The 13,216-nt window shown below is 48.3% G+C and carries 13 protein-coding genes; 3 read left to right on the forward strand and 10 right to left on the reverse strand.

What is annotated here, in order from left to right:
• Nucleotides 1-38: 38 nt before the first annotated feature.
• The 7 genes from ACO0K4_RS11685 to mltG form a co-directional block, all read right to left on the reverse strand.
• Complete coding sequence (locus tag ACO0K4_RS11685; protein WP_422956798.1) at nucleotides 39-1,691, reverse strand: 3-(methylthio)propionyl-CoA ligase; 1,653 nt, start codon at nucleotides 1,689-1,691, stop codon at nucleotides 39-41.
• Between the two features lie 399 nt (nucleotides 1,692-2,090).
• Nucleotides 2,091-3,005, reverse strand: a complete 915-nt coding sequence (locus tag ACO0K4_RS11690; protein ID WP_422956799.1) for a 23S rRNA (adenine(2030)-N(6))-methyltransferase RlmJ — start codon at nucleotides 3,003-3,005, stop codon at nucleotides 2,091-2,093.
• A 197-nt stretch (nucleotides 3,006-3,202) separates the two neighbouring features.
• Nucleotides 3,203-3,709, reverse strand: coding sequence for a GNAT family N-acetyltransferase (locus ACO0K4_RS11695; RefSeq protein ID WP_422956800.1), 507 nt, complete (start codon nucleotides 3,707-3,709; stop codon nucleotides 3,203-3,205).
• 101 nt (nucleotides 3,710-3,810) lie between these two features.
• Entirely contained in the window at nucleotides 3,811-4,200 is a 390-nt protein-coding gene (locus ACO0K4_RS11700; RefSeq protein WP_422956801.1) for a PilZ domain-containing protein, read from the reverse strand.
• Between the two features lie 10 nt (nucleotides 4,201-4,210).
• Entirely contained in the window at nucleotides 4,211-5,245 is a 1,035-nt protein-coding gene (locus ACO0K4_RS11705) for a DNA polymerase III subunit delta' (protein ID WP_422956802.1), read from the reverse strand.
• Nucleotides 5,242-5,907 carry a dTMP kinase gene (tmk, locus tag ACO0K4_RS11710; protein WP_422956959.1) on the reverse strand — a complete coding sequence of 222 codons (666 nt, stop codon included), beginning with the start codon at nucleotides 5,905-5,907 and terminating at the stop codon, nucleotides 5,242-5,244. Before tmk ends, ACO0K4_RS11705 begins: the two co-directional genes overlap by 4 nt.
• Nucleotides 5,908-6,011: 104 nt before the next feature.
• A complete protein-coding gene (gene mltG, locus ACO0K4_RS11715; protein WP_422956803.1) occupies nucleotides 6,012-6,998 on the reverse strand; it encodes an endolytic transglycosylase MltG in 987 nt (328 codons plus the stop codon).
• 86 nt (nucleotides 6,999-7,084) lie between these two features.
• Between mltG and ACO0K4_RS11720 the strand changes: the two genes are divergently transcribed.
• From ACO0K4_RS11720 to ACO0K4_RS11730, 3 genes are all read left to right on the forward strand, one after another.
• Complete coding sequence (locus ACO0K4_RS11720; RefSeq protein WP_422956804.1) at nucleotides 7,085-8,140, forward strand: YgfZ/GcvT domain-containing protein; 1,056 nt, start codon at nucleotides 7,085-7,087, stop codon at nucleotides 8,138-8,140.
• Between the two features lie 171 nt (nucleotides 8,141-8,311).
• The gene (locus tag ACO0K4_RS11725; RefSeq protein ID WP_422956805.1) at nucleotides 8,312-8,599 is read left to right on the forward strand and encodes a DUF4936 family protein; all 288 of its coding nucleotides are present in this window, start codon (nucleotides 8,312-8,314) and stop codon (nucleotides 8,597-8,599) included.
• A complete protein-coding gene (locus ACO0K4_RS11730) occupies nucleotides 8,590-9,375 on the forward strand; it encodes an NRDE family protein (protein ID WP_422956806.1) in 786 nt (261 codons plus the stop codon). Before ACO0K4_RS11725 ends, ACO0K4_RS11730 begins: the two co-directional genes overlap by 10 nt.
• A gap of 55 nt (nucleotides 9,376-9,430) precedes the next feature.
• Here ACO0K4_RS11730 and ACO0K4_RS11735 read toward each other — a convergent pair whose 3' ends face one another.
• From ACO0K4_RS11735 to ACO0K4_RS11745, 3 genes are all read right to left on the reverse strand, one after another.
• Nucleotides 9,431-10,723 (reverse strand): MFS transporter, encoded by a 1,293-nt coding sequence (locus ACO0K4_RS11735; protein WP_422956807.1) that lies wholly within the window; start codon nucleotides 10,721-10,723, stop codon nucleotides 9,431-9,433.
• Between the two features lie 78 nt (nucleotides 10,724-10,801).
• The gene (locus ACO0K4_RS11740; RefSeq protein ID WP_422956808.1) at nucleotides 10,802-11,512 is read right to left on the reverse strand and encodes a queuosine precursor transporter; all 711 of its coding nucleotides are present in this window, start codon (nucleotides 11,510-11,512) and stop codon (nucleotides 10,802-10,804) included.
• Nucleotides 11,513-11,820: 308 nt separating this feature from the next.
• Nucleotides 11,821-13,131 carry a homoserine dehydrogenase gene (locus tag ACO0K4_RS11745; RefSeq protein ID WP_422956809.1) on the reverse strand — a complete coding sequence of 437 codons (1,311 nt, stop codon included), beginning with the start codon at nucleotides 13,129-13,131 and terminating at the stop codon, nucleotides 11,821-11,823.
• Nucleotides 13,132-13,216 lie beyond the last annotated feature (85 nt).

Below are 13,216 nucleotides of genomic sequence, written 5' to 3' on the forward strand. Positions count from 1 at the left end.
GATGATCTGGCCTGCCACTCTCCTTTCTTTGATCACAATCAGGCAGTTGGCAATTTGTAGTCTTTAAATTGATCCCTTAGTTTGTTTTTCAAAATTTTCCCCGTTGCTCCCAGTGGCAGTGCATCGATGAAAACGACGTCATCCGGTGTCCACCATTTTGCTATTTTTCCTTCATAAAATTTAAGCAATTCTTCTTTTTCTATTTCTGCTCCCGGTTTTTTCACTACCAGTAATAAGGGACGTTCATCCCATTTTGGATGGAATACGCCGATACATGCTGCCTGCAGCACGGCTGGGTGCGACACCGCGACATTTTCCAGATCAATCGTACCTATCCATTCGCCGCCGGACTTAATCACGTCCTTGCTGCGATCTGTGATCTGCATGTAACCGTCGGCATCAATTGTTGCTACGTCACCCGTTGGGAACCAGCCATTGTCGAGAATATCGCCACCCTCGTTTTTAAAATAACTACTGATAATCCATGGACCTTTGACGAGCAAATTACCATAAGTCTTACCGTCCCATGGCAACTCTTTACCTGCGTCATCGACAATTTTCATGTCCACACCAAAAATGGCATGGCCTTGCTTTTCAAGGATGGCTTGCTGTGCATCGTCGGACAACGCCATGTGCTTTGCCTGAAGCGTACCGGTGGTGCCTAATGGCGACATTTCTGTCATCCCCCAGGCATGCACGACTTCAACACCGTAGGTATGGCGTAATGTCTTCATCATAGCTGGCGGACAGGCTGAGCCGCCGATAACCGTGCGTTTAAAGGTCGAGAATTTGAGGTTATTTTGTGCCACATAAGTCAGCAGACCTAGCCATACGGTAGGAACCCCTGCCGAGAAAGTGACTTTCTCTTGCTCAAACAACTCATACAAAGACTTACCATCCAGCGCCGGGCCAGGAAATACTAATTTTGCTCCGGTCAGCGGTGCCGAATATGGCAAGCCCCAGGCATTAACGTGAAACATGGGCACCACAGGCAATACAGAATCCCGTGCTGATACATTCAGCCCGTCTGGCATGGCAGATGCATAGGAATGCAGCACCGTCGAGCGATGTGAGTACAGTGCTCCCTTTGGGTGACCAGTGGTGCCAGAGGTATAGCAAAGACTGGATGCAGAGTTTTCGTCAAACTCAGGCCAGACAAAATCGTCGGCATTTGCGTCAATCAAGTCCTCATAGCAAAGCAAATTCGGCACTGATCCATCGGCGGGCAAATGTTCACGATCACACATCATGATGAAACCTTTGATGGTGGGACAGTGGCTGGCGACAGCTTTTACGATAGGCAGGAACGTGATATCGAAGAGCAGATACTGATCCTCTGCATGATTCACGATGTAGGCAATTTGCTCCGGGTGCAGGCGAGGATTGATCGTGTGTAACACGGCACCGGAACCTGATACTGCGTAATACGCTTCCATATGGCGGTAGCCATTCCACGCTAGCGTAGCAATACGGTCACCGATTTTGATGCCCATTTTTTTAAAGGCATTCGCTAGTTTTTTAGAGCGGCGATGGCATTCGCGATAGTTGTAGCGATGGATGTCACCTTCTGCGCGGCGGGAAACAATTTCATTGCTGCCAAAATACCGGTCTGCGTGTTCGATAATGCTGGAAATGAGCAAAGGCTTGCTCATCATCTGGCCCATCACCGGGCTTTGTTGATACTCCGACATCTGTTCTCCTGAATTATGTTGCCATCTGAACTAGTTCAACAATTACATCGTTTTTATCTGCTTTTTACCGAATTAAATTTTCTTGTAACGATTTTTGTACGACCGTACTAATTCGTCAATCCTTATTTATGCTGCATGGCACCATCTTTTTGATGCAAATAGTTGTTCACTTAAATTTCAGTTAGAGGAATCACTCGATTTTTCGTCCATGCTGAAATTGCAGTGCAACATAGAGCAAAAATAATTCAACAATTTGAGACATTTTTTCGCCTTTTTCTGACAGTTTTTTTAAACAAAAAAATTGCCGGTAACATTTCTGTTCCGGCAATTTGTATTCGATGCGTGCTTAATGAGTACTTAATGATTACTAACAATCACATAAACTCAGTTTTCATACGTTTATTTTTTACGTGCGCGCCCTATTGTCTGCGTTTCGCCCGCATCGATGCTAAAACTCGCTCCCGCATCTCGACCCAATACTTTGACTAAATACGGCATCACTTCGCGCAAGCTTGCCTCCAGAGTCCAGGGAGGATTAATGATGAACATACCGCTGCTATGCAGGCCAAATCCGTCAGGAGACGGGCCGCTGACGGACAAGGTCACGTTCAGCCAGCCATTGGCTTGCAAGCGCTTCAGGCGCTCGGGCAACTGTTTCGAGTCTGGGCGATTCAATACCGGATACCAGACCGCAAATACGCCAGTTGGGAACCGTTTCAAGCCATCCTCCACGGTATCTTTGACACGTCGGTAATCGTCTTTGACCTCGTAAGGCGGATCAATCAAGACCAGGCCGCGTCGTGATGGCGGCGGTAATAAGGCCTTTAAACCCTCAAAACCATCTCCTGCCGTAATAATGACGCGCTTGCCACGAGTGGTCGGCCGATGTCCCTGGGCTGCTGAATGGGCATCAAGTTTGCGGAAATTTTCAGCGAGAATTTTAATTTCGCTAGGATGTAATTCAAATAAACGCAAACGGTCTTGCTCGCGCAAAATCTTCTCGGCGCAATAAGGTGACCCCGGGTAATAGCGCATTTTTCCGCTAGGATTAAGCTCTTTGACCAGATCGACATATTCTGCAAGTGGCGCTGGCAAGTCTTTACGGTCCCAAAGAGGACCGATACCAGTTTCAAATTCCGCGTTTTTAGTCGCATAGCCGCCATCAAGCGCATATAAGCCTGCGCCAGCATGGGTATCAATATATGTGTAGGCAGTATCTTTTTGACCTAAATAATTGAGTAATTGAATCGTGACGAAATGCTTGAGAACGTCTGCGTGATTACCGGCATGGAAGCTGTGGCGATAGCTCAGCATGGTGGAGTTCCTATAAAAATCGATGGCTTGCCTCTAAAGAGAAAGCAAGCCATGTAAGTAAGATGCGTAATATACGTAATAAGATGCCGGATTTTACTCTTTTTACGCTTGTGCAGGCTTAAAAGAGCGTCAGACTATATTTTCACTCGTGTTAAACGTGAAAACATTGATACGGATATCTGACAAGCCTGTCAGGTTCAGGCAATCCGTTTGCCCATGATAATCAAGTCACGCTCAACCCCATCAAGGGTGGCGACTTTGGGCATGTTGGCCCAGATTTCAAAATTGAAGCTGGCAAACAAATTCATGCTAGGTGTGTTGTGGCCAAAAATAAAGCCTAGCAAGGTATGTACGCTGATTTGCGGGGCAAAAGCGATTGCTTCCGTTAAAAGATAGCGCCCTAATCCCTTGCCGCGGGCATCTTCATGTAAATAAATCGACAATTCCGCTGTGCCTGAATACGCAGGACGACCATAAAAATTAGAGAATGACAACCAGCCGAGGATCTCACCGCCTTGCTCAATTACCCATAAAGGCCGTTTGTCCGGCGTGTGCTCATGAAACCAGGCATGGCGCGACACAACTGTGACCGGCTCTGTGTCTGCGGTTACCTGGCGCGATGCAACGGTTGAGTTATAGATCGCGACGATAGCAGGTAAATCGTCAAAGGTCGCAATGCGATGTGAGGGGACAAATCCGGTCATGGAAGATATGGAGACAAATAACAAAAATGATGAAACTAAAGAGAGAATAAATTTAGCAATGACGTGAGCGCGTGACCTGCAAAGCGCTGGTCAGCATTGCATTACAAAGTATGCGTTGCCCTGGATGACCGTATCGCAGCGCCTAGTAATTCCTCTACACGCAATTTAATACGTGTGCCGCTTTCATCATCAGGAAAATGAACGCCAATTCCCTGTGACTTGTTATTACCCGCACCTGCCGGCGTGATCCAGGCGACTTTGCCGGCGATCGGATACTTATTCGGATCATCCAATAAAGTCAGGATCAAGTAAATTTCTTCGCCTAAACGGTAGCCCTTATTTGTCGGAACAAAAATGCCACCATTCTTTAAAAATGGCATGTACGCAGAATACAACGCCGCTTTTTCTTTAATTGCCAGCGATAAAACAGACGGACGTGCCGGTGTCGGCATGTTCAGGGGAGCACTAAGATCGGCTGGTAAGTCGGCCATAAACAAGCTTTCAGTGAAATAGTGAAGAGTAATCCAGCAGCATGTCTTCGATAAAGAGTTTGGCTGACAAAGGATGGCTGGCTATCGCTTGCCGCTCGTTTGTATTTTTAATCACCTGCAACAAGGCCGGTATATCTACCCGTGCCGCCAGTGCCGCTAACTCTTTTTGATAGCGTGGATGATACCGGATTCTGCCCGTTTGTTTATAAGAAAAAATGTCGTACAACCAACGCTGTAGCCATGCTACGGTATTGGGTACGTTTAATTTTTGCATTTTTTCTGCAATTTTCAAACTCGACTCGACACCGGGTTTGCATAACTGTCGTAAAAAATCATCGAATTCAGCACGGTCTTCTGATTGCGCCATTTGCAACGCCGAGAGCGGTGCACCGCCCTGCTGTGCCAGCCAGGTTTCGGCATCAGCGAGCTGTTGTGTTTTCAGCCAGGCCAGAGCTTGTCCAGTATCCGGCATCCCCATCGCGAATTTGTGACAACGTGACAAAATTGTTGGTAGTAATTTGTCGAGACTGTTTGATACTAAAATAAAAACGGTATTCGGATTAGGTTCTTCGAGTGATTTGAGCAAGGCATTCGCGGCAGGAATATTCAAGGCCTCAGCCGGGTATAGTACTATCACGCGTCGCCCCTGGCGATGCGTAGAAATATTCATGAAATCGGACAAGGCCCGAATTTGATTGATGACAATTTCTTTGGACGGTGCTTTGCTCGCTTTGGCTTTTTTTTCTGGTTCCGGCGCATCCGCTTCACTGGCGATACTGTCTTCCTCATCAAGCAATTCGGGACGAACGCGGCGATAGTCAGGATGGCTATATTGTCCAAACCAGCCACAAGAAGCACACTTGCCACACGCGTGGCCCTCCGGTATTGGCGATTCACATAACAAAGATTGCGCCAGATGCTCGGCAAATACGGTTTTTCCTATACCCTCAGGTCCATACAAGAGTACGGCATGCGGCATACGCTGACGCAGCAAATTCAATTGCTGCCATGCGTCTGTTTGCCAGTGAAACAAAGGATGCGTCATGAGTAAGTCGCGTCCTTACATAGCTGGGCAATTAAGATATCAAGTTGCACTCTGATTTCAGGAATAGGTAGGCTTGAATCGATAATGCGAAAACGTTCAGGGAATTCTGCCGCCCGGCGCAAATATTCTGCTCGCGTCCCGGCAAAAAAATCGGTTTTTTCCTGTTCGAATTTATCCAGATCGCGAGTCGCATCAAGACGTGCGCGGGCAACCTCTAAAGGGACATCAAATAACAAGGTCAGATCCGGTTGCAGATGAGGATGCACCCACTGCTCCAATGCAGTCAGTTTGTCACGCTCTAATTTACGTCCACCGCCCTGATAGGCGAAACTTGCATCGGAAAATCGGTCAGAAATAACCCAGTCGCCTCGGGCCAGTGCAGGCTCAATCACCTGCGCGATGTGCTCTCTGCGCACGGCAAACATGAGCAATGCCTCTGTTTCTAAATGCATTTTTTCTTGCAAGAGTAATTCACGTAATTTTTCACCCAAGGCAGTTCCACCCGGTTCACGTGAAGAAATAACTTGTTTGCCATGCTGTTTCAATAATTCGGCGACATAGGCAATATGGGTCGATTTACCAGCACCATCGATTCCTTCAAAGGTAATAAATTTACCTGTGCTTTTATCTTTGAGCGGATTTTGTGAGATACCGTTTTCCATGTGATCTGTTTTTATTTTTGTGTTCATACTACTTACTCAATTCACTCAATTCGTCATGTAATTTATTGCATACGCGTTGCATAAGATAGGAAGCATCGTCGGTATCAGCGTTGGTATTTATTCACGGCGCGATTATGCTCCGTCAGATTGTCTGAAAAATGACTGGTGCCATCACCCTTTGCTACAAAATACAGCGCATCGCTTTTGGCGGGATTAAATGCAGCCGTTAGCGATGCGATCCCGGGCAAAGCAATCGGTGTGGGTGGCAAACCAGCGCGGGTGTATGTGTTGTAAGGCGTATCGGTCAGCAAATCATGTTTTCTGATTTTACCTTTGTATTGGTCTCCCATGCCGTAAATCACGGTGGGATCTGTCTGCAACAACATTCCGGTGCGCAAGCGATTAATGAAGACGGAGGCAATCAAGGTACGCTCTGCTTTTTGACCTGTCTCTTTCTCAATGATGGAGGCCATCGTCAGTGCTTCGTATGCGGTCTTGTACGGCAACAGGGTATTTCTGTTAGCCCAGGCTTCATTTAATTTTTTGAGCATTGACGCATGCGCCTGCTGATAAATCTCCAGATCGTTGCTCCCCTTGGCGAATAAATAGGTGTCGGGGAAAAACAATCCTTCAGGCTGTGCAAAATCAGCGTCAACCTTCAGCATCAACTCGCGATCGGACATGTTCACCGTGTTGTGTTTAATCGATGGGTGACTATTGATGACTTTGCGCATTTGCTGAAACGTCCATCCCTCAATGATCGACAGGGACGCGAACGAAAAGTCACCGTTGACCAGTTTGTCCAGCAGATCCATGGGCGTTTTGCCCGCTTCAATATCGTAGGAGCCCGCTTTAAGTTTGTTCGCTTTGCCAGTAGCCCGGGCAAGAATTTCAAACAGCCAGGGATTAAGCGGCACACCCGCCTCTTGCATTTGTTTGCCCGCACTACGCACGCTGCTGCCGCTTTTGACGTTAAAGTCTATCGCTTCCGATCCATCGTGAATCGGCTGCCCGACCCAGTAGATCATGCCGCCTGTCGCAAAACCGCCAAGAAGAATCGCCAGTAGAAAAAGTTTTTTTATGAATGCCATGCTAAAGAAGAGATGTGGTTGGCAAACGCATTTTGCCGGAGCGCACTATAATCGAAATTGTGACCCGTATTTTAAACCGAGACTTCATGAACACAGAAACAATGACGAGCTGTCAGGATTTTTTAACGCAATATGATAAGACGAATGGCCTTCCGGCCTGGCAGAGTCCGACTGTACAAGCTTTGCAAACGGGCTTTGTCGCCGCACTGACGGATCAGGCTTTGTTGCTGGCAACGGGTGAAGACGCCGCAACTTTTTTGCATAATCAATTGACCAATGATGTCGAGCATTTAAAAGATGATCAGGCTAAGCTCGCCTGCTATTGCTCACCGAAAGGTCGGATGATTGCCAGTTTTCTGTACTGGAAAACCAGTGAAGGGATTGTGTTGCAACTGCATGAGTCAATCAAACCGATGATTCATAAGCGTTTGCAGATGTTTATCTTGCGGGCAAAAGCGAAATTGCAGGATATCAGTACAGACCAGCTTGTGCTCGGCCTTGGCGGTGCGGCCGCACCAAGTGTTTTGTCTCGCTGGTTTCCGGACTTGCCGCGCGAGGCCTATGCAAAAACAGAGACGTCATTCGGCACCTTGATTCGTGTCAGCGATGCCGATCACATCGCTCGCTATCAATGGAGTACCAGTAATGCGATCGCGCAAGAGGTCTGGCCTCTGCTGGAAAAAGAACTGGTGATGGTCGATGCGAGCGCATGGCGACTGACAAATATTCAAGCCGGAATCCCACAGATCATCGATAAAACACAAGAAAAGTTCGTGCCGCAAATGGTGAATTTTGAGCTGATCGGTGGCGTGAACTTTAAAAAAGGCTGCTATCCCGGCCAGGAAATCGTCGCTCGCAGTCAGTATCTTGGCAAATTAAAGCGCCGCATGGCCCTGGCGCGCATCGCTTACGACGGTGATCAAGCGATTATGCCTGGCACTGAAGTATTTACAAGCGAAGAAGAGGCGCAACCCTGCGGCATGATTGTGAATGCCGAGTGGGCAAGTGAAGGTGTTTGCCTATGCCTGGTCGAAATAAAAGTCGCCGATCAGGAGGCAGGCTCCATCCACCTCGGATCCAGTACCGGATCCATATTGACGTTCCTTCCTTTGCCGTATCCGGTGATTGACGTTACTGCCTGATTTTAACAACAATGGATAAATACATACTCAGTCCCAGTATGATAAATCGATGGGCTATTGCCCAAGTAACATATGCGGGCAAAGCTAAAAAATACCGATACTCCCCATAAATCGATCATAAGAAATAGATTGCTAGCAAGGCATCATCGGGACTGATGGAGGACAATAAACATGGATTGTTATATTTATTACAAAGTGGCGGTGGAATTTCAGGATCAGGTTTTGGGACAGGTACGTGGTATGCAAGCCGCATTACATGCTCAGACTGGCGTCATTGGCGGATTGCAACGACGTCCTGAAATCAGTAATGGGCTGCATACCTGGATGGAAATTTATCGCCATGTTCCCGGCAACTTCATCGCCAGCCTGACAGTGGCGGTACAGCAGACGCGCTTATTATCACTGATCGATGGTGAGCGTCATCCTGAGTTTTTTATGGAGGTGATTCCATGTGTCTGATCGTCTTTGCCTGGAAGTTGCTTCCACATACCCCGCTCATCGTGGCCAGTAACCGTGACGAATTCTATGACCGCCCCGCCGCACCGGCAATCTGGTGGGAAAACTCGCCGCATGTTTTCGGTGGACGCGATTTACAGTCAGGTGGCACGTGGATGGGTGTTGCTGAACAGGGCAGTTCAGATATTGATAGTCTTGCCGAGAATCATGCAGGTGAGCAGAAAACTGCCATGAAAAAATTTGCCGCGATAACGAATGTTCGTGCCCCCTCTGAGAAAAGAACGGATGCACCATCACGTGGCAAACTCGTCTCAGACTATCTGACGGGCACCCTGTCTGCACAGGATTATATTGCCAGCATCAGGGATAAAGTCGATGACTACAATGGATTCAATCTGCTGGTTGGCGACGACCACGATCTGATCTGGTTTTCAAATCGCAAACGGGACGATCCGCGCAATGGTCAGGCACTGCCACCCGGCATTTATGGAATTTCTAACGCTGCGCTGGATACGCCGTGGCCCAAAGTTGTCAAGACCAAGGCAGAATTCGCCAGCCTGCTCTGTCAGCGTGCGCCTGAAGAGGCTTATTTTGAAATGCTGTCCAATACGACGCCAGCGCCAGATTGCCGACTGCCCGATACCGGAGTGAGTTTTGAGATGGAGCGATTGTTATCTGCGGCATGCATAGAGTCACCCGAGTACGGAACGCGTGTATCGAGCCTGGTAAAAATCCACAGCCATCATCCGGCTGAATTTCGCGAAAAACTACTGCGTTAGACCTGTTCAGTATTTTACGAAAATTTTTGCCTATCTTCGCACCAGGCAATTTCATTTATACATCACGCAAAGGCGCACGCCACAGCAGTACCGCAGCAATCAGCTTGAGCAGGCACGGCAAAATCGCATAAGCGATACCGAGAGCAAATATGCCCTGAGTATCGGAAGTTCCGGGCGTATAACCCAGATAATCCAATAGTGGTAGTGACACTCCTGCGGCTAGTGCCAGATTCATTTTGGTTGCCCAATTCCATGCGCCAAAATAGGCGCCCTCTCTTTGCCCGCTATGGCCTCCATGCCGGATAACTGCGGCCAGCAATGCAGGCGGCAAAGCCAGATCCGCTCCGAGGGCAAATCCTGATAAAACACAGACCAGACCAAATGATGTTGCCGCGCCCGCTCCCAAACCAAATACCCACATAAACGTGACGATCGATAACACCATGCCACAAAGCCAGGCTCTCGTCTCGCCCAACCGGCCTGCCACCATTACCCACAAAGGCATAGACAATGCTGCAGCAACAAAATACACGATTAAAAAGACGCCAGATAAATGCTCAAGCTGCAAACGATCTTTAGCAAAAAACAAGAATAAAGTCGCCGGAATCGATGCCGCAATACCATTGACCACAAAAACAGTGAATAAATGCCGGAAATAGTGATTTTGGAATGGCAACATTAGTGAGGAGAATATCTGCGTAGCGCCAGAGCGCACCGCATCTTGATCACCAGGTTCCTGCTCCGCTGCCCCCGGCAGATTACTGACAATGGGTCTGGGGGCGTAACTGATCAGCAAGCTACTCGCCAGCAAGAGTGTGAAGACAAAACTGGTCGACAGCCAGGCAATGCTCGCTAATTGCGATAATGCTGCAGCTGAAATGACGCCAATCAAGCCACAAGCCTCGCGTACCGCCGTCAGACGCGTCCGCTCTAACGGTGCCTGAGTCAGCGCTGCGCCCCAGCTTTGGTGCGCAATCGTTGCCAGACTAAAACCTGCATACACCACCATCAATGAGCTGAGAAACCAATAAAACGGTGCAAAATTAGCGACCGGCAACGGATGAAATAAAGCAAGGAAACCAAAAATCAGCGCAGGCAAAGCGAAAGTAATATACCGGGCATGCGACCGGCGGTGCTGGTTCTGATCTATCCACCAGCCGATTGCGGGATCAATGAAAGCGTCGAGCAAGCGTGCCAGCAAAAGTGCGGTGCCAATCAGCGTTAACGATAGTCCGAAACGTGCCGAATAAAACTGCGGTACATACACATAGATAGGCAAGGCAACCAGAGCTAGTGGTAAGCCAAAAAGGCCGTAATTCAGTAATCCGGCAAACGATAATCGGCTCATCTTATCTTTCACTGTCCAGTAGGTGCATTGATCGAAGGCGCAGGATTAAGAGCACTTCGCCAGCATCTTTCATTAATCCTAGGCTTTGAGTTTAAAAGGATTGAAATCGGTATCTTTGTCGTAATAATCTTCGTTCTCTTTTCGCTTTAAGAACGCGACAACCTTATAGGTGAACGGCGTCATCACCACCTCCCAGCTTGTCTTCAACACGTATTGCGCAATGATGACCGTAACTAGTTGCTGGTTTGACCAAATACCGTAAAACGCGATCACATAAAATAAACTCGAATCGACAAACTCACCGCAAATCGTTGAACCTATGGTTCGCATCCAGAGTTGACGGCCAGCCATTGCCACCTTCATTTTGGCCATGACATAGCTGTTCACAAAACTACCGCACCAGAACGCAATCATCGACCCCAGAACAATGCGCGGTGTGTTACCGAATACGGCATCCAGATGCGTTTGATAATCGCGATTGAAGGGATCTGCCGCAGGTTTCAGTGATAACACCACGGCTGACATGACGCCGGCAAAAATCAAAGCACCAAAACCAGCCCAGATCACCCGCCGGTCTCGTCCGTAGCCATAGACCTCTGTCAGCACGTCGCCAAAAATATACGAGATCGGAAAAAACAATACACCGGCACCAAAAGTCACTGTCCCAAGTATCGGCAAGGTCACCTCGGCAGCCTTGGCCGCACCAATGAGATTCGAACAAAGTAATACCGTCACAAAAGCCGCCATGACGAAATCGTAGTATTTGTATTGAGCGACGGGGCGTGTCATTTGTATCTATTTCCCTTGTGAAGTTAAGTGCCTGTTTGTAGTAATTCTGGATCAAATCGGTTATTCGTCACTTTGACCAAAATCATCACTGAATATACTTAGTGATGCCAATAATTTTCATTTTTAAATGTGCTAAATAGTAACGTAGATACAAAAACAGCGTGACCGCTAACGAGGTTCACGCTGTTTTGCTGTGTTTTACGACGCTCCTGCTTTATCTGCCAGGTCTGAATCATATCTAACTACACACGGGGAGTATTTTCATACATGTTGAGTGCAGCATTGATGTGCGTGCGCTATGTACTCGCTTAGCTCAACTCTTCCAGTCGCAACTTAGTTACTGAGCCAAACACGGTAGACAGGCCTTCAATCTTTGCAATCGCAGACAGGATATTTTTTTCCTGGGTCTGATGTGTGAGGATGATGATGTCAGTTTTCTTCTCACCTTCGCCCGGCTCTTTTTGCAGCATTGCATCGATAGAAATCGAGAAGTCCGCAAGAATTTTAGTGACGTCCGCCAGAACGCCGGCTTGGTCTGCAACATGCATACGCAGGTAGTAGCTCGTGACGATCTCGGACATAGGCAGAATTGGCAGGCTGCTCATGGCATTCGGCTGGAAAGCCAGATGTGGCACACGATGTTCGGGATCGGCTGTTGCCAGACGTGTGATATCGACCAGGTCGGCGATGACGGCAGAGGCAGTTGGCTCCGCACCGGCACCTTTGCCGTAGTACAGCGTCGCACCGACGGCATCACCCTGCACTAACACGGCATTCATTGCTCCTTCGACGTTAGCAATCAGACGTTTTTCCGGAATCAGTGTTGGATGGACACGCAGTTCTATGCCCTGCTCGGTGCGCTTGGTGATGCCAAGCAGTTTGATGCGGTAGCCCAGTTGTTCTGCATAGCGTATATCTGTCGCTTCGAGTTTGGTAATGCCCTCGACATGAGCCTTATCGAATTGCATAGGGATACCGTAGGCAATCGACGCCATGATGGTCGCTTTGTGTGCCGCATCGACACCTTCAATATCAAAGGTCGGATCGGCTTCGGCATAGCCTAGCGCCTGCGCTTCTTTCAACACGGTGTCGAAATCCAAGCCCTTGTCACGCATCTCGGACAAGATGAAATTGGTGGTGCCGTTAATGATGCCTGCAATCCATTGGATGCGGTTGGCCGTCAAGCCTTCACGCAAGGCTTTGATGATAGGAATGCCACCTGCGACGGCAGCTTCAAACGCGACCATCACGCCTTTAGCCTGTGCCGCAGCAAAAATTTCATTACCGTGCGTAGCGAGTAAGGCCTTATTGGCGGTCACCACGTGCTTGCCATTGGCGATTGCTTTTAATACCAAATCCTTGGCGATGCCGTAGCCGCCGATGAGTTCGATGACGATATCAATCTCAGGGTTGGTGACGACAAGATTGGCGTCATTCACAACCTCAACTTCACCATGTGTCAGTTCACGCGCCCGCTCAACGTTCAGATCTGCCACCATGGCAATCTCAATCGAGCGACCTGCGCGACGCGTAATCTCTTCCTGATTGCGCTTCAAAACATTAAATGTGCCAGAGCCGACGGTGCCTATGCCTAACAGGCCTACTTTGATGGGTTTCATAATATTTAACTAGTAAAAATTGGGTTTATTCTAGTTCGCAGAAGCAAGAAATGCAGCGATTGCGCTCCTGCTATGCGAACTAAAA

Source organism: Undibacterium sp. RuTC16W (assembly GCF_049339445.1).
Lineage (GTDB): Bacteria > Pseudomonadota > Gammaproteobacteria > Burkholderiales > Burkholderiaceae_D > Undibacterium.